Source organism: Paenibacillus camerounensis (genome assembly GCF_000723885.1).
In the GTDB taxonomy this organism is placed as follows: Bacteria; Bacillota; Bacilli; order Paenibacillales; family Paenibacillaceae; genus Paenibacillus_AQ; species Paenibacillus_AQ camerounensis.
This window is the reverse complement of sequence record NZ_CCDG010000049.1, coordinates 79,987-100,442: the sequence shown is the minus strand read 5'-3', so window position 1 is coordinate 100,442 and position 20,456 is coordinate 79,987. Positions and strand designations below refer to the sequence as shown.

The following is a 20,456-nucleotide window of genomic DNA, read 5'->3' as shown; positions in this document are numbered from 1 at the left end:
ACCCAAAGCAGCAACCCAAACTACTGTTAACTGGAGCGTGTGAACATGAAAATTCCTACAACGTTGAAGCATAAGCCTGTGATTGTATCCGAGAATTATGAACAGGTGGACGGCCGTTATGCCGGTAATACGGATGCACAGGGCCTGTCACTGGGCTTAGCCCAGTGGAATGACCGGGGGAAGGTGGATATTTCAGCCAAGGTGTGGAGACATACCGGCGAGAAGTGGTCGAGACAGTCGGAGGAGCTGCCGATGCACCGGGTGCTTGATCTGGCGATTCTGATCTGCAGAAGCAGCCAGTATTTTCAGGATGCCTACCGGCTGCCTGATATGTATGATGCGGAGAACCCGCAGATTGACCGGATCGGACTGCAGGGCGACGCGATGAATGTGGCGGTGTGTACCGATAATCCGATGATCGGCAACGATATTAAGCTGTTTGCCCAGGCGCTGGGCGAGGACGGCGAAATGATTGGTGAACGCCTGAGCGTCCTGTCACGGGTGCTCAAGGAGATGGGCTATTAAAGCGCAATCCAGCTCCGGCAACGGCTGAAATAAAGTATGACGCCTAGCAAATTGCCCCCGAAGAACACAGCATCCGTAAAATCAGCAAATGGCCCCAAGGAACACAGCATCCGCAAGATCAGCAAGTCACCATATGCGTTCACCTATATACCCGCACATTAAGCAACAGAGCGCAGATCAACGAGAGGAGAGAATCACATGGACAAAAGCAAACGTAAAGAGCTGCAGGAAGAATACAAACAGATCAAGACCTATATGGGAGCTATCCGGATTACCAACAAGATTAGCGGCAAAATCTACATCGACTCGTTCTCCAACCTGAAGAACAAATGGTTTACCCTTCAGATGCAGTTGGACATGGGACGGTTCGCTAATGCGGCCCTGCAGAAGGATTGGACAGAGCTCGGCGGCGTTGAGAACTTTACCTATGAGGTGCTGGAGCAGAAGGAAGCCGATGAAATGGATGATATTAAATGGGAGTGCAAGCAGATGCTGAAGCAATGGCTCGACAAGCTGCAGCCGTATGAGGGTAAAGGGTATAATAAACCGTTGCTCCGGTAAATTAAAGCAGCCGCATGAGCTCAAGCGTGACTCATGCGGCTGTATTCCTATTCGATAATCCATTCTCCGCGGGCTACCTGATGTACCAGCCCCCCGACGTTAATTTCAAAATGACCATCTGATTTCTCTGCATTAACATGAATTAACGAAGGTCTGCCAATCTTATACCCTTGTTCCACACGGTACTGCAGCCGGCTGCTGCCGAGCACCTCATACTTCAGCAGATAGCCCGCCAAATTGCCGTTCGCACTCCCCGTAGCCGCATCCTCCGGGAATCCGGAATCCTCGCAGAATACCCGCACATGAAGAGCATTGTTCTCATGAACCGTCTCCCTGCAAAAGACAAGCAGGTTCGCCCGAAAATGATCCGCCAGAAAACGCTCATAGGCAATAGGATTAATCCGGCATGAATGCACAGCCTCCAGCGAGCGCAGCGGCACAATAATGGAAGCAAGGCCGGTGGATACCTCCTGGACAGGATAATCCGGCTCCAGCTCATCCGGGCTGATACCCAGAATCTCGGCAATCACCGCAGCATCTGCCGTTCTCCCGAATTGCGGAGGGTTCTGCTTCATCCACAGCTTGCCGCTGCTGTCCGGCGCAACAGGAATTTGTCCTACCCCAAGATTCAGCACAACGGTACTGCCGGAATCTCCAGATTCCTCCTGTTCAATACGCTGCTCAATCTCCTGCCGGATAATATAGGCTGTCCCCAGACTCGGATGACCGGCAAAAGGCACCTCTGTATCCGGGGTGAATATCCGCACATTATAACCGCCGTTTACCTGCTCATCTGATGCGATAAACGTGGTTTCAGCAAAATTGGTTTCATTGGCGATTTGCTGCAGCAGCGTCTGCGGAAGATCAGCGGTATGGCGGAATACGGCCAGCTGATTGCCGGCATATTTGTTCTCGCCAAAAACATCTACAATATAAAAAGGAATCGTACGCAACTCATGGCCTCCCCGGGTCGTTAAGAATACCGTTAAGAATAATGGGTAGCCGTACAGATTGCAAGAAGCTGGAGCGGTCCTACACCTGAAACAATCTATTCTTAACGCAACTTCCAAATATAGGAGACGTATATAAGGGAAAACGTGCGGATAGGAGGAGTAGCATGGGTAACAGTGCTAAGAGGTTTTTAAAGCTGTTTTATAAAAATGTTAAAGAGATCCGGGCCCCGGCCCCTTATGAGGTAAACAACCTGCGTGTCATCTGCGTTCATTGCCGGCATGACCGGTTTGACCATAGCTTCGCCCAGCTGAATACGGCTTTGCTGAGCTTTTTTAATCTGGATTTTGCGAACCGTTCGGCTAATATTCTGACCTGTGACCGCTGCGGGTATGTTCACTGGTTCAATAAAGATATCAGGAAGGTGAAAATGTGATGAAGACTAAAGCCTTTGCCGGATTAGGTGTGTGTATGATAGCGGCAGGTCTGCTGCTTACAGCATGTAATACTGAGGCCAAGCCAGCTAAGCTGTCGGTTCAGGATGCTGAAGCGGTTATCCGGGAGTCACTGGGAGAAAAGGCAGGTACCGTTGCCCTTTCGGTTGAGCTGACTGAAATTACGCCGGAGGACGTGTGGGAGGAGACGGGATACCAGCTTTTTAAGGATGGCAGCAGTCTGGACACTTATGTTGTAGCAGACGGCAAAGCTGCGGTGCTGGGAACCGGCTTTGGCGGCTATGGGGTTACGAGCGTTGTGCCTTATGATGTGAGTGGTGACGGGACGAAGGATCTTGTGTATGCTTATTCCTACGGGTCAGGTATCCACCGTTCGGTGATATCCTGGATGGACCTCGAGAGCATGGCCGAATATCCGGTGCAGAGTGCCGGGGAAGACGGCGGCTTCCGGACTTATGATCTTATTTTACAGCAGGAAGAGGATTCCATCGGGGTCTATCAGATTGGTAACGGGCAGGACAGGGAAACAACAACCAAGGCGCTGCTGAGCTATCCGGCACAAAAGGATGTCCAGTCCATGAAGCTAACCCAGGACGGGACACTTGTGCGGAAGAACGACGGACTCTATTATGAAGCAACCGGCGGAGATTGAGCGAACAGGTATATACTAACAACAGGTTGGGAGAGGATGCTGCTTGTTCCTGCGCGGTCTGGAAATGATGCTGAACAATATACCGGAGCCCCGGCGTTATCCGTTCTCGATCCCGGCTTTGAAGAATCTTGAGCGGCTTGAGTTTAAGAACAATGTAACGTTTCTGGTCGGAGAGAACGGGTCAGGCAAATCCACTCTGCTGGAGGCGGTTGCTTACCAGTGCGGCTTCAATACGGCCGGCGGCGGCCGGAACAATACCTATGATGTCGATGCTTCGCATTCGGCACTGGGCGAACACATCCGCTTATCCTGGCTGCCGAAGATTACGAACGGATTTTTTCTGCGGGCGGAGACCTTTTACCATTTTGCCTCCCATCTGGATACGATGCCTGAGAGCCTGCGGTATTACGGGGGGCAGTCGCTGCATAAGCAGTCGCACGGGGAGGCTTTTTTGTCCCTTTTTACTAACCGTTTCGGTAAAAAAGCGATCTATCTGCTGGACGAGCCCGAAGCCGCGTTATCCCCCGCAAGACAGCTGTCATTGCTGCGCATCATCAAAGATCTGGAGAAGGAAGCCCAGTTTATCATCGCAACCCATTCGCCGATTCTGCTCGGTTATCCGGGTGCGCAGATTCTGAACTTTGACAGCCACCCTGCGGGAGAGATCCGGTACGAAGATACAATGCACTATATCCTTACGAGACAGTTTCTGGAGAACCGGAATGCGGTTCTGCGGGAGCTGTTCAGTGACGAATGAACGAAAGAATGAACGAATGAACATCGCGGGAGGAATCATCATGGCAAAAGAATATTCAAGAGTATATTTGGAAAGTGTGAAGCAGGAGCTTCTGAACAGGCTCGGGCTGAAGCAGGTATATTACAAGGGAACGGCTGGCGATGATCTGCTGTTTGAGGCGACGGGCTTTGACCGGGGAACGTCACATAAATTCTGTGTCCGGACCAAAAACGGCTCCGTCGATGAAGCCGTTGGCGGCAAATGGATGAAGGTGCGCGGCTTCACTGTTAAAAGTAAGGAATTAGGCTAAACTCCCGGTATTGCTGCATAGCTGGAAATGTGGCGTTTTTTTGACTAACCTGCTTGTATTCGATATAGTTGAAATCAAGATAAAGGCAGTTGAGAGACAGGAGGAACAGCATGGAGGTTTTTGCAGAATACCTGGACGGGATCAAGAATCCTGCACACCGCACACGGACGGAAGAGGTGCTTAGCTGGGTAGCCGGGCGTTATCCTGGGCTGGAGCCCAAAATAGCCTGGAATCAGCCGATGTTCACCGATCATGGCACCTATATTATCGGGTTTAGTGTATCCAAGCAGCATATGGCGGTAGCCCCGGAGGTAGCGGGAATTAACCGGTTCTCCGAGAGGATCGTACAAGCCGGCTATGACCATACGAAGCAGCTGCTGCGGATGAAGTGGGAAAGTCCGGTTGACTACTCCCTGCTTGAAGAAATGATCGAATTCAACATTCTGGATAAAGCAGACTGTGCCACCTTCTGGCGGAAATAAAGCACGTAGCATAATACAAAAGGAAGCCGGCCGCAATGCTTTTCATTGTGGCTTTTTTGTATTTCTGAGAGAATATAACAAAGTCTGTTACCCCTGAAGAAAAGGATGTGGCATAACATGCAGCTCGAGACGGAACGGTTATTGATCAGGGAGATTGAATCTGAGGATTATGAAGAGGTCCATGCCTATGCATCAGACTCGCTGGTCGCCAGATATATGATCTGGGGCCCGAATACGGAAGCCGAGACAAAAGATTATATTAACATGACAATGGAGATGCAGCAGCAGTCGCCGCGCCGTGATTACGAGTTTGCAGTTGTGCTGAAGGCTACCGGTCAGCTGATTGGCGGCTGCGGGATTTATTTCAGGGAGCCCCGCCAGGGGGAGATCGGCTATTGCTTCAATCCTCTTTTCTGGAAAAAGGGATATACGAGTGAAGCGGCTGCGGCGCTGCTCCATCTCGGATTCGGTGAATTTGCGCTGCACCGGATTTACGCCACCTGCCGGCCGGACAACACCGGTTCAGCCAAAGTCATGCAAAAAATCGGCATGCGCTACGAAGGTCATCTGCGGGAGCATATGTGGCATAAAGGCGGATGGCATGATTCTTTTCTTTATTCTGTGCTTGAACATGAATATAAACAGAATTTCTGAATATTCCGGGGCATAGGGGGCATAAGATGTGTAAAATCAGCTTGTTTTTTCTTTGTGCAGCATCAGCTCGATAATCAAGTGAATATGCGGAAATCGGGTAATAACCGACTAAGGAGGAATGCTGAGTGGAATGGATATTAGAAAATGTTGAAGAAACCAGCTTACTGCACCCGGAATCGTTCTTTATTCCCTCTGAGCATGAAAGAAGCTCCCAGCAGACCGGAAGACTGGTCAGACTGCATTTCGTATTAACGAATCCGGCAGAAGGCGGGCCGCGTGCAGAACGGATGTGGGTGGAGATTACCGGACAAGACCCTGTCAGCTGCCGTTATACCGGTATTTTGACCAATGCACCGGAATACCTGAAGTCACTGAAGCTTGGAGACACGATACAATTTGAACCGAAGCATATTGCCCGCACCATTCTTCGCGAAGGTGACCCGTTGTGGCTGGAGGTCGGCGAGAAAATGGCGCTCGTCTCAAAGAAATGCCTGGAGCCCGGCAGCGCGGTGCACTGGATGTACCGGCAGGCCCCGGAACGGGAGCAGGACAGCGGCTGGCGGCTGTTTGCAGGGGATGAGGATGAAGCGTATCTGGGCAATTCCAACAATGTGCGGTTGATGCACGTATATGCCATAATGGATCAGGACCCGAGCCTGCTGGAGCCGTTTAAGGGAGAAGTCGGCAGTGCTTTTGAACGGGAGAGCAGGGACGGGGCGTGGGTCCGTGTAAGGGATTGGGTGCCGGAGGAGTAGGTGGAGGGAGATCGTACGATGCCGGAATACTCGCATATTCAGACTTATGTGAAATGTGATGAGAGTAACTACAAAGAGGTGATACAGCAGTTTGCTGCATTCCTCTCCAAGGCAGGCTTGGACAATAGCTATTTCGATAGCGGACTTAAATGGGAAGTGGCGGACAACGGTTTTATGTATCAAGGCGGGAATGCAGATGCAGAGGAGGTCCCTGTAGAGGGGCTTTCGCTGCATGTAAGGCCCTATGTGGCCGGTCTTACTCCTGAAGTGTTTCCTGAGCTGGCAGAATCGTGGCTTGAGGTGAGCTTGCTGTTCTTGACGGAGGAGATCACAGCGGATTACAGAACGGGTGAGCTGATATGTGAGGTGCAGCCGTATATTTGGAGTCTTATGGAGCAGTTTGCGGATTACTATGATCAGGTGGGAATTTACTTTACGGACGAGGCGACTGGCGGCAAGCCATGGGATGCGGCCGTGACCGGAAACAACGGAGAGTTGTGGTCATTTGATGCTGCAATTATACCCAAGGTTCTGATAGATTTATACGCCGCTCCTGATGAACAGCTGTTTGATTATACATACTCCGGGAAACAGTTACTGCTGGCACGCAGAGAAGTCTGGGGTAAGAAACTGTGGCTGTAGGCAGCGTACATTTCGAAGTTAGAAGATAGGAGTAGACTTAAAGTTTATTGAGCGCTAATAGCCGCAGGTGATATTTATAGATTCGGCCTACCAGGGGGAGTAATTCGTCTTTAGATCTCTAATATCCACAATCCCACAGGATAACTGTACTTTGTGCAACTATTTCAATGACTTTTTGAGTTTTTATCGGTTTAAGTGTACTCGGTGCAACTATTATCTGTCTTTTTGAGCTAAATCGCAGTTTTAGTCCAAGATAGTTGCACGGAATACACTTATTCCTGAAAAAGTAGCTTTACTAACCAATTTAGCTGCAGCAAATACACTTATTTCTCGTTAAGGATTGATACAACAAACAGCCGCCCCACCAGGAGCGGCTGTGTAATGCTAATGGTCTATTCTTCCTCAGCAATCTCACGGTCCGGAAGCTGTGACACATAGCTGTCCGACAGCTGAAGCAGCTTCAGCGCTGAGTCGAATTCGTCTTCGGTGGACTGCAGCGGCTTGTCGCCGTCGCCGGACAGCGTGTAATGCTGGCCGTCCTCGAAGCCGCTGCCGGACAGGAACAGCTCCTCATTGTTCACAAAGGAACCGGTCGGCAGATAATAACGCTGCGGCAGCAGGTTGTATTCTCTTTCGTTCAGAATATCCTGCCCAAAGTGAATATGATTATCGAGCGGTACACCAAGCAGATTGGCTACGGTCGGCAGAATATCGACCTGGCCGCCTAACTGGTTCTGGACACTGGCCATAGGGACTCCGGCAGACGAAATGATCAGCGGAATGTTGATCAGGTCGCGTTCGGTGTATTCTTTTCCCAGAATCTCCTGCAGCAGCACCTTATCCTCATCCTTCAATGAGAATATCGGCAGTCCGCGGTGGTCGCCGTACAATACAACCAGGCTGTCGTCCCATACGCCGTTCTCCTTGAGCTCAGCGATAAACTGTCCCAGCGCATAGTCTGCGTAGTTCTGGGCACGAATGTAGTTGCCGACAAAGGTTCCCTCATACCGCTCCGGCAGCGCCATCTGGTACTTGTTCTCCGGAATGGTGAACGGATTATGTGAGGACATTGAAATGACATGGGAATAGAACGGCTGGCTGCTCTCATTCATCCGGGCCAGCTCTGCAGAAGTTTTCGTATAGAGCACTTCATCAGAGGCGCCGTAGAAAACGGTATCTTCCTCGCCAAAGAAAGCTTTATCATAATAACGGTCAAAACCAAGCGCGCGGTAAAGCTCACCGCGGTTCCAGAAATCCACTTCATTCGTATGGAAGGTGGCGGTATCGTAGCCTTGCTCCTGCAGCAGCTTAGGTAAGCTTGGCAGCTCTTTTGGCGCATAAATCTCGGTCGCCGGACCATCCGGCGGTACGTAGAACGAAGTGTTGACGATAAACTCCGCATCTGAGGTGTTGCCCTGGCCGACCTGCTGGAAGAAGCGCGGGAAATAGATGCTGCTGTCCGCCAGCTCATTCATGTTAGGGGTGATTTCCTGCCCGTCAATCGACAGATGGACTAAGAAATTTTGAAATGACTCCATCTGGATAATAATTAGATTCTTCCCCTTGGCGGCCCCATTCAGGATCGGTTCAGAACGGACGGTAATGCCTTTAGTCTGATCAATGACAGACTGCGTAATCACCGAGCTGTCGATCAGCTCTTCCTTATCATCTGCAAGCAGGGCATAGGCTTCGTAGTTGAGAATACCCATCTGCTCGGCCTGAACCGTCTCGTTCATACTGGCTTTGTTCGGGAAGATATTCATCATACAGATCACGAGCGAAATACAGAACAGAACAGCGACAACCTTGCGGTTGCTGCGGCGTGACATCGCCTTTTTCCAGGCCACGGCCTTCTTGCGGCTGAGCATGATCAGGCTGATGACGATAATATCCAGGAAGATCAGCATATACTGCGGATGGAGCACCGCGAAAATACTCTTTTTAACGGCACCCACCTGTTTCGCCTGGCCGAATACCTGAGAGGTGGCAATAATTCCGAAGTGATTGTGGTAGATAATCAGTGAAAAAAATAGTACGGTAATCAGCAGGTTGACAAGCATGTAGATAGCGATCTTCCGCTTTGTGGCGAACCACTCAATCAGACAGAAGATAATCAGGACAAAGGGGATTTCTTTGAACAGGGTACTCCAGGTCGGCCCGTCTTCGAACAGGTAGTACCAGGCAAAGTAGCTTTTCGCCAGCATAATGATAGAGAAGAATAGTATAGATCGTTTACTGAGTGTGCGTGGTTCTTTCAACCGCATTGCTTATGCGCATCCTTTACACGTTAATTAATTCATTCTATTACATCGCAGCTTCCAAATTCAACTCTAATAGATTACCTGAAAATGCTGAAAATTCCTATGTAAAAATCATATTTATTTTACTTTCCCTTTACAAAAGTTTATAAAAGGAGCTTACGGATGAGAGCGATACGCAGAACAAAGAAAATTGAAGGAACTTCGGTTCCGGGGATCATCAATAACGGCGGCCATTATTTCTATATTCATGTGGATGTATACGAAGACGGCATGAGCAATTGCTGGGAGCTGGTAGATCAGGATGGCCTGGCAGATAAAATAAATTCCGGCTGGCTAGCTCCGGCTGTTCCTTCAGGGGAACAGCTGTCCATTCATGGCCTTGGTGCGTATAAAGTGGTAAAGGCGGAGTGGGATTATTCGAAGCAGACGTATCTTAAACATTTTGTAGACGTAATAAGCAGCCTTAACCCGGAGCTGACCAATCTTTATAAGGTAACGGAACGGGAGAAGCAGCAGCAGGAAGCGAGAAAAATCACAAGCTCACCGGCTGCGACGGACTTTTATGTGATGCAGGAATTATTTTATCAGACGGTTGAGGGTAGAGGATTCTTTCTATTTATGAAATATGCAGGAGCAATTTATCTGGTGAATCTTATTGTCTACAAAGACGGGCGGGTTGCTGTGTACAATCTGCCTGAGGAGGCGGAGTACCGGATTGAAGAGATAGGCACGCTGTTTGCGGACGGGACGCTGTTCACGGAATTTTCGGCGGATTCAGTGATCCGAATTCAGAATCTCGGTGAGGTTACGTTAGCTAAGCCGCTTTATTCATCAGAGATTCCCGAGAAGTACAAGGAGCTTGTAGAGCTGCACAAAAAGCTGAATGGGCAAAAAACAGCTGCTGAAGAATGCAGGGCAGCCTACTATACCTACTTGGAGTACCCAGGTGAATATACCCGCGGGAAGCTGAAAGAGAAATATGAGCTTGTACCCGAGCATGAGCGGATGTATCTGGGGGATATGGATAACAGAGATAGGGATTACCGGCGGATCATATATACACCGGACGTTAAAAGGGAGGTTTAGCTCGAGGTGTATTTTTTTGAAAACCCTTCTGGAGTTGCGGCCCCAAAACCTTTATAATATGACGAGTATACTTTGTAAAGGAAAAGGTGTTAACTTCATGAGCATATTAAATGTAGAGAAGCTGAGTCACGGGTTTGGTGACCGGGCGATTTTCACGGATGTATCCTTCCGCCTGCTGAAGGGTGAGCATATCGGTCTGATTGGAGCCAATGGTGAAGGAAAGTCTACCTTCATGAACATTATTACCGGCAAGCTTCAGCCGGACGAAGGCAAGGTAGAATGGGCTAAGCGTATGCGTGCAGGCTATCTGGATCAGCATGCCGCGCTGACTAAGGGACAGTCGATCCGTGATGTGCTGCGCAGCGCCTTCCAGTACCTGTTCGATATGGAGCAGGAAATGAATGATATGTACGGCAAGATGGGCGACGTCACTCCGGAGGAGCTGGAGCAGCTGCTGGAGGATGTCGGTACCATTCAGGATACGCTGACTAACCAGGACTTCTATATGATCGACGCCAAAATCGACGAAACCGCACGCGGCCTGGGCCTGACCGACATCGGTCTGGACAAGGATGTTCACGATCTGAGCGGCGGACAGCGCACCAAGGTACTGCTTGCGAAGCTGCTGCTGGAGAAGCCGGACATTCTGCTCCTCGATGAGCCGACGAACTATCTGGATGAGCAGCATATCATCTGGCTGAAGCGTTACCTGCAGGAATACGAGAATGCCTTCATTCTGATCTCCCATGATATTCCGTTCCTGAACAGCGTAATCAACCTGATCTACCATATGGAGAATCAGTCGCTTTCCCGTTACGTTGGGGATTATGAGTATTTCCAGCAGGTGTATGAGGCGAAGAAATCGCAGCTTGAATCTGCGTTCAAGCGTCAGCAGCAGGAAATCTCTGACCTCAAGGATTTCGTAGCCCGGAATAAAGCGAGTGTGGCTACCCGTAATATGGCGATGTCACGCCAGAAGAAGCTGGACAAGATGGAAGTGATCGAGCTGGCCAAGGAGAAGCCGAAGCCGCAGTTCAATTTCAAGCAGGGCCGTACTTCCGGCAAGGTTGTATTTGAGACAAAGGATCTGGTAATTGGCTATGATTCTCCGCTCTCAAGACCGCTTGATCTCAGTATGGAACGCGGACAAAAGATTGCACTCGTCGGCGCCAACGGTATCGGTAAAACAACGCTGCTGCGCAGCATTCTGGGCCAGATCCCGACCCTTTCCGGTTCCGCCAGACTTGGCGATCTGCTGGAAATCGGCTACTTCGAGCAGGAGATGAAGGATGCCAACTACAACACCTGTATTGAAGAGATATGGACAGAGTTCCCTTCCTTCACCCAGTTCGAAATCCGCGCGGCGCTTGCCAAGTGCGGCCTGACCACCAAGCACATCGAGAGCAAGATCGCGGTTCTGAGCGGCGGCGAAAAAGCCAAAGTCCGGCTCTGCAAGCTGATTAACCGCGAATCCAACCTGCTCGTACTCGATGAGCCGACGAACCACCTTGACGTAGATGCCAAGGAAGAGCTGCAGCGTGCGCTCAAAGCGTACAAAGGCAGCATCCTGCTGATCTCCCACGAACCGGAGTTCTACCGCGACATCGTAACCGATACGTGGAACTGTGAGTCGTGGACTACAAAAGTATTCTAATATGCTAAGCTGTGTAACGGGCTGCCTCGGTGAGGCGGCCCGTTTTGGCGTGGAAGCGGCGGAGTGTATAATCCTTTATATGTAAGCGGGGCTGCAGTTGGTATGATATTGGTATATTACAAAATTGGGGGAAAGAGGATGCGCGATCCGGAGAGAATAGAGCGGATAATGAGTATGGTTCAGCAGTTATGGAAGCAAGAGCCTGATATGCGTTTTTTTCAGTTGATGGCTGTCCTGGAGAGCAGATACTCGAAGGACAATAATGCATTCGGAAGACGTGAGCTGTTTGAAAAAGAGGAAAGCAGGGGGAGTTTCTTCACATATAATATTGTAGACTTATTCTATCTGGAGGATGATAAGCTAGAGACATTTCTTGTCTCATTTCTGGCTGAGCATCAAGCAAAGAAGGATAGCATTAATGAGTAAACATAGAAAAGGCAAAGTGATAGGCCTGCTGGCAATTATTTTACTGGTATGTGTTAGCGCTGGCTGCAGCGGAAAGATTGACAAAGATACAGCATCAGATAACCCGATCGACCGTGCCTTCAGTGAAGATATTGAAAATGCGTCAGCTACAGCTGAGATAAGGTATGTAGCTCATGCATATGTGGCTGCCTGGGAAGCGGAATGGAACCATCTATTCGAAGAGTTATCGAAGCAGTATCAGTTTGAAGAAGATAAAAATATATTGAAGGAATATAAGAAGAGATATGAGGCTTTTGTTGAAGCGGGTTCGATGCTGGAGTGGACAGACTGGACGGATACCTCTGTAGCGCCAGGCAAAGATCGCCCATACGGAACCGGAACAATCGGGGCTTCTTTGATGGAGGAGGCGGTCTTGTATCGCAATCAGGTTCTGTACTTAATAGATAAGTACTATTCTGATTCTGATATGTACAAATATGGAGAATACACCTATTTGTACAGTGGAAAAGGAGCGGAGTTTGATAAAGCTTTGTGATTAGAGACTAAGAGACTGCGTTGCAAGCTTTCCGGTGCCAAAAAATAATCAAGGAGCTGGACAATGATTTCAAAATCTAAAGCCTTTGGAATTTTAATTATAATGCTGTTATTGTACGTATTTTGGAATTCATTTACCTCATCGGGTATTGAACTTGCTAAAGCTACAGCGGTAGATGATGAAGAGCTACAGGTTGTGAATTTGAACGGGCAGACAAGAACACTAAAGACATCCATTGATATATCTGGAGTAGTTGAAATAAATCAAGATTATATCATTACTTTTACTAAGCGAATCGGAGTTAAAGCCCGGCTGCAATCCGTTAAGACGTTAAAGTGATAACATAAAATAGTAAGCAGGCATTCAAATAAATTTAGTATCGGAGGCTAACATGGACAGCATTATTTTTGATCTGGATGGAACAATGTGGGATTCTTCGGAGGTGGTGACGGTGGCGTGGAATGATGTGCTTCGCAGGTATGCAGACATTCCGCATGTTATCACCAAGGAAAATTTACAGGGGATTATGGGCCTGCAGCCTGCGGAGGTAGGTAAAATTCTGCTTCCCGGTATGGAAGAGGCAGTGCAGCAAAAACTTCTGGACGAGTGCTGCGAAGCCGAATGTCATTACCTGGTTAAGCAGGGCGGCGTGTTATATGAAGAGCTTGAAGCAGTGCTTACGGCTTTATCGGCACAATACAAGCTGTTCATCGTTAGCAACTGTCAGAAGGGATATATCGAGGCTTTTTATGAGTATCATCAGCTGGGCAGGTTCTTCAACGACTTTGAGAATCCGGGCCGGACCGGGCTGTCCAAGGGTGAGAACATCAAGCTGATCATGCAGAGAAACAATCTGGAGAATCCGGTCTATGTGGGAGATACGGAAGGGGACCAGAAGGCCGCAGCGTTTGCCGGAATTCCGTTTGTTTTTGCAAGCTATGGATTTGGAGAGGCTAGCGGTGCGGATTATACGATTAACCGTTTCAGTGATCTGCTGGAGCTGTTCAATTAAGCCTTACACCCAAATTTACCTGAGATGGAGCTGAAGCACATGCAATTGAAGCCGAGTGCCGTACAGTTCGGCGGTATTGCGCTGATCCTGGCGGGAGTTCTCTTTTTTATACAATATCTGTTTATGCTGCCGGTGCCCATCCCTCCAACGGCTGCTGATGCTGAGCTGATGGGATGGCTGACCGAGTGGAAATTGAATATGTCCATGGCGGACGAACTGCTGTTCTTTGCCCCGCTGTGTCTGATTCCGGCTATTGCTGCGCTATATCATGTCCTGGCTAAGACAGATTTGTTCAAAACCCTGCTGGGCTGCGCACTTCTGGCGCTTAGCATTCCCGTCTACATACTGCTCGTTATCATCCTGGGGAGAGTGGTTTACCCTGTATTCAATATTGATATATCCGCTGAGAGCCTTAAGCTAATGTTCAGCATGTATTACGGGGGTCTGCATACCGCGGCGCTCATCATGGGGACAGCAACGATTATACTGAGCTTTGTTATCATGAAAAGCCCGTTGGGCAAGGCCTGTGCCTATTTGGGTTTTGCTGCCGGAATACTTGATCTGGTCGGATCTTTCCCCTGGCTAATCGGCACTACGGTAACGTTTATTTGTCAGCTCGCTTTTGCAGCGTGGTTTATTGTGCTTGGTGCCAGGCTGGTGAAAATTTCCGGTAAAGTAAGGTTAGATTGAATGGAGATGTCACCCGGTGATTCAGCCGACCGGCTTGACTTTCGAGGTCTACTGCAATAAACTCATCACAAGAGGTTTACTGGAGTAAACTTGGAATGAGGAGGAGCTGCATGGAAACCTACAAATTGTTCGATGCCGAGTATAAGTTCGCCTGCCTGATCTGGGATAATGAGCCGATTAATTCAACAGAGCTGGTGAAGCTGAGCCAGACCAGGCTGGGCTGGAAGAAATCCACGACCTATACCGTACTCAGAAAGCTGTGTGAGCGGGGAATTCTGAAGAATGAAGATGCAACCGTTACAGCGATTATCAAAAAAGCAGAGGCACAGCAATACGAAAGCGAGACGGTAGTGGAAAAAGCCTTTGGCGGATCGCTGCCGCAATTTTTAACTGCTTTTCTGGGCAAAAAGAAGCTGTCCGAAAAGGAGGCGGAGGAGCTGAAGCGGATCATTGAGGAGGCGACCCGATGATTACGGAGTGGTTCATCAATGTCCTAAATATGAGCATTACAGCGGGTTATGTGGCAGCTGCAGTGCTGCTGGTACGGGTGTTTTTAAGGAGAGCCCCCAAAATATTCTCTTATCTGTTATGGTCCGCTGTAGGAATCAGACTGGTTCTGCCCGTCAGTATTCCTTCGGATTTCAGTCTGCTGCGGCTGTTCCAGCCTCATTCACAGATAGGGACGGGAACAGGGCTTATGAATTTTGTAACGCCAGGTATTGGTTTGCAGCTCCAGCCGGCAATAGATACCGGTATTAACAGAGTAAGCAGGCTGATTAATACCTCACTTCCAGGTGCTGTCCAGACCGCCAGCGTAAACCCGCTGCAGCTTATCCTGTGGACGGGAAGTATGATCTGGCTGACAGGCGTAGCAGCTCTTTTACTGTACAGCATTGTATCGTATGTGCGCATTACGGCACGAGTACGGACCGCAACACTTGTTAAAGCGAATATTTATGAGTCGGATCAGATTGCGGCGCCCTTTGTGTGCGGTTTTATTAAGCCGAAGATTTACGTTCCTGCCGGAATGAGCAGTCAGGAGCTGCCCTATATCATACTGCATGAACAGACACATATCCGCAGGCGGGATTATCTGATTAAGCCCTTTGCCTTCCTGCTGCTCATCCTTCACTGGTTCAATCCCTTCATGTGGCTGGCGTACGCGCTTATGGGCAAAGATATGGAGATGTCGTGTGATGAAACGGTCGTCCGGAAGCTGGGCAGCGGGATTAAAGGGAGCTATTCAACTTCTTTACTCACACTTGCAACAGGTAAAAGGGGAGTTCCGGCAGGGAGTCCGCTTGCTTTTGGCGAGGGGAATGTGAAATCCAGAATCAAAAATATTCTCACCTACCGCCAGCCGTCCCCTTGGATCACCGCATGTACATTTGTCGTAATCACCGTTATCCTTGCTGTCTGTATAGTTAACCCGAAGCCTGAGGTGTCTCCGGTACAGCAGTCATATAAAGGCTACAACGTGGAGCAGCTGTTAAAAAACCGTACACCCTACGTGGGTGCTGCCAGTAAGGTTGGCGGAATTATCGGCGGCTTGCCGGTGCCGGAAGGCTTGGAGGCTGAGGGGATGGAGCTTCAGACGGTGGCTCCGCCGTATGGCTTGACTATTAAATATGACATGCAGGATTCAGCCGGTGTGACCAAAAACGGTGCGATCAGCGGCGATGCGTTCTACCGAAATTCCATTGTGCTTTTTAGCCTGATTGACAACGTGGACAGTATAACCTATATCCTTACTGACCGGATGGGGACCGTCACCTACCCGCTCATAGAGGATACCAATCAAAATGGCAGTGTAACGTATAGCGTTACCTTTGAAAGGGAGCAGATCGGCAAGCAGCTTGAAGGAGATATCCGTCAGTATGCTACAGATGAAGCAGGGCTTCATCAGTTGATTGACCGTGTAGAGGAAATGCGGTCTGCGGATTATTAAGCATACACGCTTCAGGAGGCTGCAAACATGCAATAGCTGCCAGGCAGAGCTTGCTCCATCCGTGTGAGAGGTTATGCGGCACCTGATTGCCCGCGAAATCCACCATGCCGGCCAGCTGTAATGTATATGTAATTAGCACCGGAAATGCGGAAGGAGCCGCAGATTCCCGGTGCTTTTTGTATGGTAGACAGTAATAGAAAAATAAAGTTCATTAACCGAATAAGTATATTTGTAGGCAGGAATACGCAGTGGTAGAGGCGAAAGAGAAGTACCAAACAAATTGGGAGCATACTATGGAACAAAAGTACCAAGAAATACGTGAGCACACCGGACTGGAGAATTAAAGAGATGTTAGATCAGAAAAAGCAATAGTGTCATGCTGCCCACTAGTAGTTGTATCTATAAGTGAAATACGCTCCATTCCCTTTTTTGAATACTATGGTCCTGTAGTTCACATTCACGTATTTCTCCAGAATCTCATGACATCATCCCTCGTTATAAAAGAAATTGCTTGCTGTGTATTAATATACTATATTTTCTTAAAAGCAAAGAGGTTTCAACTGATAGAGAGGAGAGTAAAAGTGGAAATTATTCTTATAATTATTGTTGTCATTGGTTTATCTGGATTGCTTGGGAATCAGAATAAGATGTTAAGAAAGATGGAGGGAATTGAAGAGATTCTTCGTGAGATAAGGGATAAAAAATAAAATAATGTGAGGAGGAAATAATGAGGTGGTTCTCTACTTACCACATATTGCTGCAAAAATAACCTTGTTAAAAAGTGACGGGAAGGGCAGTGGCCGGAATAGGCCAGTGTACTCAGGCTACCGTCCGGCACATTTGGTGAAAGATGATTATTTAACGACTGGTATACATAAATATTATGGTGATATTATGGTGCGGCCAGGGGATTGTGTCATGGGGACTATTACTTTCATAACTCCGGAATATTATCCTCGAACTTTATGGATAGGCAGAGTATTAACAATTCAGGAGGGCAGCAGAATAGTCGGATATGCCGAGGTAACACAAATATACAATGATATTTTGGTGAAAACAGATTGACCGATTATCCTTCAGAAAAGTTAGGCTTATTACCAAAAGCGTCCGGGAGCGTAGAATCTGGGCGCCGGTTTCGATAGTAATGCTACTAGCAGTCTTATAGAGTCTTTGGAATGACAGTGGGATATAAATGAATATTAAGAGTGATGCAGGAATGAAATTAATATTAGGTACAGGGAATCATAAATCACAGAAAAGGAAACTGTTTGCAACTATAATGTAAGCGTTATCTAAATGCTGCTATACATTATTACGCAAATGGAGGAACAGGACTTGAGATTACATAAAGTTTCCTTTAACCTGCTTGTGTTTATGGGGCTGTGCATTCAGTACGCTTTAATGCATCTTTTTTCGGCCGGGGAGATTATCGCGATTTCAACTGCGGAGCTGGTCATTTATATGCTGCTTACTTTTGCGGGGCTGGGCACCTTTTTCTCGCGCAGAAGACGCGCTCTGGCGGAGCAGGGCTGCGGATCGGTCGCCCTTTTTTTCACTGTGCTGTGGACCGTTTCCCTGTGCTCTCAGTTCCGCAAAGAATCTTATCCGGAGGCGCTTACGCTGATCAACTCGTTCGGTGTATCTGCCGCCGGTCTGGTGCTGCTGACAGAGATTATTGTGCTGTTCAAGGTTTAGAGTATGTGTATGAATAAGCTCCTGCCTTATGGCGGGGGCTTTTTTGTATCTTTTGTACTGAGCAGCTATTGTCTACAGGAAAGAATCACAGCTTCATTGGTTAATCTCTTCTTCAATACATGCTGAACTAAGGCACACAGTAGGGTAAGCAAAAGCAGGCTTGAACCGAAAGTCCAGATAACGGTGCTGCGGCCGGGAATGAATCCTAGTGTATTAATGAGTGTTCCGGTCAGCGTAGCTGCAAACATGAACAGGACAGAACCAACGGACAAAATTGTACGAATCCGCTCAGGCGTTGTGGACAACATGGACACCAGCGTCATTACACTCGTTACACAGCGGGTGAACAGCAGAAATGTGATTGCAAAATAGACGAAGGATGTACTGAAATAAAGCTCTTGCAGGATCTTCTGCTCCATCATTAAAGCGTATCCCATAATGAGAATATTAAGAATGACAATAGGCCCTATGCACAGCAAATGGGAGGACAGGCTGTAGATCGAGGTAAGGCGCTGAACCTCCAGCTTGTTGGCGAGGTAATATTCGCAGCGTCCGGTACTCTTTTCCGAGATGACAATCAGGCTAACCGTTAACATATTCACCAGAAAATAGACCGATATATTCAAGATGAGCAGCGTATAGGCCACCGTAAATCCTGCTGAATCAGATCTGCCGTAGGATATCTGTATCACCGACTGGAGTGGAACGAGCAGTACAACAACAGCCATACTCAGATAAGAGGGACTGCGCATTACATCTTTTAAGTTAAGCCGGTTAACCGGATGAAGGTTCATGATCTAAGTTCCTCCAGTGTGTCAAAAAATCGCTTTTCCAAATCTCCGTCAAAAGTCGCGTTATTGATAACCTCAGCGTTACACCCATCTACCAGAATAGTAATCCAGTCACTGACCTTCTGGACCTCTGCCAGATCATGCGATGTGATAACGATCGTTTTGCCTTCGGCTTTTAGCTGCTGAAGCATAGCCCGCATGACCATTCTGGACTCCGAATCCACGCCGGACGTTAATTCATCCAGTATCAGAATATCTGTACCCCGCAGTAATGTTATCAGCAGGGAGAGCTTACGCTTCATACCCTTGGAGTAGTTGGCGACCTTGCGGCCCAGTGCGGAATTCAGCTGCAGCAGCCCGGCATACCGGGTAACGGCGGATTCTACCTGCGCGGAGTCAACTCCAAGGTAGATCCCGAAATCCCGCAGGTTGTCTATGCCGGTCTTTGCTTCAAATAAATAGTCATTTTCCAAAAGAACCGATACCGCCTGCTCATCAACACCGTAACGGATGTAACCCTGATCTAACGGCAACAGCCTGGTGATCAGGCGCAGGAGGGTGGTTTTGCCGGCACCGTTAGGGCCGATAATGGCGTAGATGCTATTAAACGGGATATGAAAGGAAACGTTTTTGATAATTTCGTTACCTTGAAGAGCTTTGCTAACGGCCTCTACACTAATCACGTATTTGTCAGCATGAGGAATTGCGGGCTTAAGTATCATTTTAAAATGCTCCCAACTCTATCACCTATAAATCATACTTGACTAGTGTGAATAATAGGTTTATAGTATGAAAAAAGCTTGAAAAAAGAGAAAACTTTCCAAACCAGCAGGCCGTTACTCTGTTAAAAGCACTTAAATAATAATTGTATACAATTATACAATTATATGAACTGATATCAAGTACATTTTCACATAGGGAGCATCAGCGGTATGGAGATACGATCACGAAGGCTGTCGAAGGATAATACCTACTATGCTTTGAAGCAAAACATCATTAATAACGAGCTGGAGCCGGGTCAGGCAGTCAACGAAGAAAGCCTGGCAGCAATGCTGGGAGTCAGCCGGACTCCCTTGCGAGAAGCGATCCAGAGACTGGAGAATGAGGATTTTCTCGTCCGCCAGCCAAATGGAAGGCTAAAGGTAGCTCCGTTATCGCTTAAAGAGGTTGAGGAGATTTTTCAGATCCGCAGCATGCTTGAAGGCCACATCGCCAGAAGCGCAGCGAAGAATGCCACCGGTAAAGATATTCAGAAGCTGACCGTGATGATGACACAGATCAAGCATTCCTTTCAGCTCGGCGAGAAACAGGATTTTGTCTCCTACGGCTTTGAATTCCATGATTATCTGTCGGAAATAAGCGGGCTTATAACCTTTGAAAAGGTGCTGAACCAGCTTAGGGACCGCTCGCTCCGGTATTGCCGTTATGTCTCCCTGCACGGGGACTGGAATACGCAGGCGGATGAAGAGCATAACGACATTCTGCAGATGATTGCGGACAGAAATGAAGACGGCGCTGAGCAAGCGATGCGGGAGCATATTTTGAACAGTCTGGCTACGGCACTTGAGCGGATGAGCGGGATTGAAGCTGAGGTCAATGCATAAGCCTCTGCTAACTGAAAGGGGAGTTATGAAC

General features: G+C 48.3%; 27 protein-coding genes. 23 read left to right on the top strand and 4 right to left on the bottom strand.

Annotated features, from left to right (window positions below; genetic code table 11):
• Positions 1-45 precede the first annotated feature (45 nt).
• Complete coding sequence (locus BN3772_RS18745; RefSeq protein ID WP_042177843.1) at positions 46-525, top strand: DUF6530 family protein; 480 nt, start codon at positions 46-48, stop codon at positions 523-525.
• A 198-nt stretch (positions 526-723) separates the two neighbouring features.
• Entirely contained in the window at positions 724-1,086 is a 363-nt protein-coding gene (locus tag BN3772_RS18740; RefSeq protein ID WP_042201330.1) for a GIY-YIG nuclease family protein, read from the top strand.
• A 47-nt stretch (positions 1,087-1,133) separates the two neighbouring features.
• Here BN3772_RS18740 and BN3772_RS18735 read toward each other — a convergent pair whose 3' ends face one another.
• Positions 1,134-2,039: a PhzF family phenazine biosynthesis isomerase gene (locus tag BN3772_RS18735; protein ID WP_042201328.1), complete on the bottom strand. Its 906-nt coding sequence runs from the start codon at positions 2,037-2,039 to the stop codon at positions 1,134-1,136.
• A gap of 164 nt (positions 2,040-2,203) precedes the next feature.
• On the opposite strand from BN3772_RS18735, the gene BN3772_RS18730 reads away from it, so the two are divergent.
• The 8 genes from BN3772_RS18730 to BN3772_RS18695 all read left to right on the top strand — a co-directional run bounded on the left by BN3772_RS18730 (position 2,204) and on the right by BN3772_RS18695 (position 6,723).
• Positions 2,204-2,473 carry a hypothetical protein gene (locus tag BN3772_RS18730; RefSeq protein WP_197071784.1) on the top strand — a complete coding sequence of 90 codons (270 nt, stop codon included), beginning with the start codon at positions 2,204-2,206 and terminating at the stop codon, positions 2,471-2,473.
• Positions 2,470-3,144 (top strand): hypothetical protein, encoded by a 675-nt coding sequence (locus tag BN3772_RS18725; protein ID WP_157643622.1) that lies wholly within the window; start codon positions 2,470-2,472, stop codon positions 3,142-3,144. Before BN3772_RS18730 ends, BN3772_RS18725 begins: the two co-directional genes overlap by 4 nt.
• 43 nt (positions 3,145-3,187) lie before the next feature.
• Positions 3,188-3,901 (top strand): AAA family ATPase, encoded by a 714-nt coding sequence (locus tag BN3772_RS18720; RefSeq protein ID WP_042201325.1) that lies wholly within the window; start codon positions 3,188-3,190, stop codon positions 3,899-3,901.
• 40 nt (positions 3,902-3,941) lie between these two features.
• A complete protein-coding gene (locus BN3772_RS18715; RefSeq protein WP_042201323.1) occupies positions 3,942-4,190 on the top strand; it encodes a hypothetical protein in 249 nt (82 codons plus the stop codon).
• Positions 4,191-4,300: 110 nt separating this feature from the next.
• Positions 4,301-4,672, top strand: coding sequence for an iron chaperone (locus BN3772_RS18710; protein ID WP_042201322.1), 372 nt, complete (start codon positions 4,301-4,303; stop codon positions 4,670-4,672).
• 117 nt (positions 4,673-4,789) lie between these two features.
• Entirely contained in the window at positions 4,790-5,326 is a 537-nt protein-coding gene (locus BN3772_RS18705) for a GNAT family N-acetyltransferase (RefSeq protein WP_042201321.1), read from the top strand.
• 125 nt (positions 5,327-5,451) lie between these two features.
• Positions 5,452-6,081, top strand: a complete 630-nt coding sequence (locus BN3772_RS18700; protein WP_052380583.1) for an immunity protein Imm33 domain-containing protein — start codon at positions 5,452-5,454, stop codon at positions 6,079-6,081.
• Positions 6,082-6,723, top strand: coding sequence for a hypothetical protein (locus tag BN3772_RS18695; RefSeq protein ID WP_157643621.1), 642 nt, complete (start codon positions 6,082-6,084; stop codon positions 6,721-6,723).
• Between the two features lie 392 nt (positions 6,724-7,115).
• Here the strand turns inward: BN3772_RS18695 and BN3772_RS18690 are convergent, their stop codons facing one another.
• Positions 7,116-8,987 carry an LTA synthase family protein gene (locus BN3772_RS18690; protein WP_042201319.1) on the bottom strand — a complete coding sequence of 624 codons (1,872 nt, stop codon included), beginning with the start codon at positions 8,985-8,987 and terminating at the stop codon, positions 7,116-7,118.
• A 159-nt stretch (positions 8,988-9,146) separates the two neighbouring features.
• Between BN3772_RS18690 and BN3772_RS18685 the strand changes: the two genes are divergently transcribed.
• From BN3772_RS18685 to BN3772_RS18635, 12 genes are all read left to right on the top strand, one after another.
• Positions 9,147-10,070: a DUF7638 domain-containing protein gene (locus tag BN3772_RS18685; RefSeq protein WP_042201318.1), complete on the top strand. Its 924-nt coding sequence runs from the start codon at positions 9,147-9,149 to the stop codon at positions 10,068-10,070.
• A gap of 97 nt (positions 10,071-10,167) precedes the next feature.
• On the top strand, positions 10,168-11,724 hold the full coding sequence (locus BN3772_RS18680) for an ABC-F family ATP-binding cassette domain-containing protein (protein WP_039874528.1): 1,557 nt from the start codon (positions 10,168-10,170) through the stop codon (positions 11,722-11,724).
• A 63-nt stretch (positions 11,725-11,787) separates the two neighbouring features.
• Positions 11,788-12,150 carry a hypothetical protein gene (locus tag BN3772_RS18675; RefSeq protein ID WP_244444786.1) on the top strand — a complete coding sequence of 121 codons (363 nt, stop codon included), beginning with the start codon at positions 11,788-11,790 and terminating at the stop codon, positions 12,148-12,150.
• Positions 12,143-12,685 carry a hypothetical protein gene (locus BN3772_RS18670; protein ID WP_042201314.1) on the top strand — a complete coding sequence of 181 codons (543 nt, stop codon included), beginning with the start codon at positions 12,143-12,145 and terminating at the stop codon, positions 12,683-12,685. Before BN3772_RS18675 ends, BN3772_RS18670 begins: the two co-directional genes overlap by 8 nt.
• A gap of 63 nt (positions 12,686-12,748) precedes the next feature.
• The gene (locus BN3772_RS18665) at positions 12,749-13,024 is read left to right on the top strand and encodes a hypothetical protein (protein ID WP_042201313.1); all 276 of its coding nucleotides are present in this window, start codon (positions 12,749-12,751) and stop codon (positions 13,022-13,024) included.
• A gap of 52 nt (positions 13,025-13,076) precedes the next feature.
• Positions 13,077-13,697, top strand: coding sequence for an HAD family hydrolase (locus BN3772_RS18660; RefSeq protein WP_042201311.1), 621 nt, complete (start codon positions 13,077-13,079; stop codon positions 13,695-13,697).
• Between the two features lie 39 nt (positions 13,698-13,736).
• Complete coding sequence (locus BN3772_RS18655; protein ID WP_042201309.1) at positions 13,737-14,387, top strand: hypothetical protein; 651 nt, start codon at positions 13,737-13,739, stop codon at positions 14,385-14,387.
• 110 nt (positions 14,388-14,497) lie between these two features.
• Positions 14,498-14,857, top strand: coding sequence for a BlaI/MecI/CopY family transcriptional regulator (locus BN3772_RS18650; protein ID WP_042201308.1), 360 nt, complete (start codon positions 14,498-14,500; stop codon positions 14,855-14,857).
• On the top strand, positions 14,854-16,335 hold the full coding sequence (locus BN3772_RS18645; RefSeq protein ID WP_042201306.1) for a M56 family metallopeptidase: 1,482 nt from the start codon (positions 14,854-14,856) through the stop codon (positions 16,333-16,335). Before BN3772_RS18650 ends, BN3772_RS18645 begins: the two co-directional genes overlap by 4 nt.
• Positions 16,336-16,916: 581 nt before the next feature.
• Positions 16,917-17,042: a hypothetical protein gene (locus BN3772_RS31575; protein WP_269322197.1), complete on the top strand. Its 126-nt coding sequence runs from the start codon at positions 16,917-16,919 to the stop codon at positions 17,040-17,042.
• A gap of 25 nt (positions 17,043-17,067) precedes the next feature.
• A complete protein-coding gene (locus BN3772_RS18640; protein WP_042201304.1) occupies positions 17,068-17,400 on the top strand; it encodes a hypothetical protein in 333 nt (110 codons plus the stop codon).
• Between the two features lie 270 nt (positions 17,401-17,670).
• Positions 17,671-18,030 (top strand): hypothetical protein, encoded by a 360-nt coding sequence (locus BN3772_RS18635; protein ID WP_157643620.1) that lies wholly within the window; start codon positions 17,671-17,673, stop codon positions 18,028-18,030.
• Positions 18,031-18,095: 65 nt separating this feature from the next.
• On the opposite strand, the gene BN3772_RS18630 is transcribed toward BN3772_RS18635, so the two are convergent.
• Both BN3772_RS18630 and BN3772_RS18625 read right to left on the bottom strand, forming a co-directional pair.
• Entirely contained in the window at positions 18,096-18,824 is a 729-nt protein-coding gene (locus BN3772_RS18630; RefSeq protein WP_042201301.1) for a hypothetical protein, read from the bottom strand.
• A complete protein-coding gene (locus BN3772_RS18625; RefSeq protein ID WP_042201298.1) occupies positions 18,821-19,543 on the bottom strand; it encodes an ATP-binding cassette domain-containing protein in 723 nt (240 codons plus the stop codon). Before BN3772_RS18625 ends, BN3772_RS18630 begins: the two co-directional genes overlap by 4 nt.
• A gap of 210 nt (positions 19,544-19,753) precedes the next feature.
• Here BN3772_RS18625 and BN3772_RS18620 point away from each other — a divergent pair, with 210 nt between their 5' ends.
• Complete coding sequence (locus BN3772_RS18620; protein WP_042201297.1) at positions 19,754-20,425, top strand: GntR family transcriptional regulator; 672 nt, start codon at positions 19,754-19,756, stop codon at positions 20,423-20,425.
• Positions 20,426-20,456 lie beyond the last annotated feature (31 nt).

Excerpts from the sequence above, each read along its gene's own strand:
- BN3772_RS18685 (WP_042201318.1), top strand. The coding sequence starts at position 9,147 with ATGAGAGCGATACGCAGAACAAAGAAAATTGAAGGAACTTCGGTTCCG.
- BN3772_RS18650 (WP_042201308.1), top strand. The coding sequence starts at position 14,498 with ATGGAAACCTACAAATTGTTCGATGCCGAGTATAAGTTCGCCTGCCTG.
- BN3772_RS18630 (WP_042201301.1), bottom strand. The coding sequence starts at position 18,824 with ATGAACCTTCATCCGGTTAACCGGCTTAACTTAAAAGATGTAATGCGC.
- BN3772_RS18710 (WP_042201322.1), top strand. The coding sequence starts at position 4,301 with ATGGAGGTTTTTGCAGAATACCTGGACGGGATCAAGAATCCTGCACAC.
- BN3772_RS18620 (WP_042201297.1), top strand. The coding sequence starts at position 19,754 with ATGGAGATACGATCACGAAGGCTGTCGAAGGATAATACCTACTATGCT.
- BN3772_RS18705 (WP_042201321.1), top strand. The coding sequence starts at position 4,790 with ATGCAGCTCGAGACGGAACGGTTATTGATCAGGGAGATTGAATCTGAG.
- BN3772_RS18690 (WP_042201319.1), bottom strand. The coding sequence starts at position 8,987 with ATGCGGTTGAAAGAACCACGCACACTCAGTAAACGATCTATACTATTC.
- BN3772_RS18670 (WP_042201314.1), top strand. The coding sequence starts at position 12,143 with ATGAGTAAACATAGAAAAGGCAAAGTGATAGGCCTGCTGGCAATTATT.
- BN3772_RS18745 (WP_042177843.1), top strand. The coding sequence starts at position 46 with ATGAAAATTCCTACAACGTTGAAGCATAAGCCTGTGATTGTATCCGAG.
- BN3772_RS18730 (WP_197071784.1), top strand. The coding sequence starts at position 2,204 with ATGGGTAACAGTGCTAAGAGGTTTTTAAAGCTGTTTTATAAAAATGTT.
- BN3772_RS18665 (WP_042201313.1), top strand. The coding sequence starts at position 12,749 with ATGATTTCAAAATCTAAAGCCTTTGGAATTTTAATTATAATGCTGTTA.
- BN3772_RS18645 (WP_042201306.1), top strand. The coding sequence starts at position 14,854 with ATGATTACGGAGTGGTTCATCAATGTCCTAAATATGAGCATTACAGCG.
- BN3772_RS18655 (WP_042201309.1), top strand. The coding sequence starts at position 13,737 with ATGCAATTGAAGCCGAGTGCCGTACAGTTCGGCGGTATTGCGCTGATC.
- BN3772_RS18660 (WP_042201311.1), top strand. The coding sequence starts at position 13,077 with ATGGACAGCATTATTTTTGATCTGGATGGAACAATGTGGGATTCTTCG.
- BN3772_RS18680 (WP_039874528.1), top strand. The coding sequence starts at position 10,168 with ATGAGCATATTAAATGTAGAGAAGCTGAGTCACGGGTTTGGTGACCGG.
- BN3772_RS18740 (WP_042201330.1), top strand. The coding sequence starts at position 724 with ATGGACAAAAGCAAACGTAAAGAGCTGCAGGAAGAATACAAACAGATC.
- BN3772_RS18625 (WP_042201298.1), bottom strand. The coding sequence starts at position 19,543 with ATGATACTTAAGCCCGCAATTCCTCATGCTGACAAATACGTGATTAGT.
- BN3772_RS18715 (WP_042201323.1), top strand. The coding sequence starts at position 3,942 with ATGGCAAAAGAATATTCAAGAGTATATTTGGAAAGTGTGAAGCAGGAG.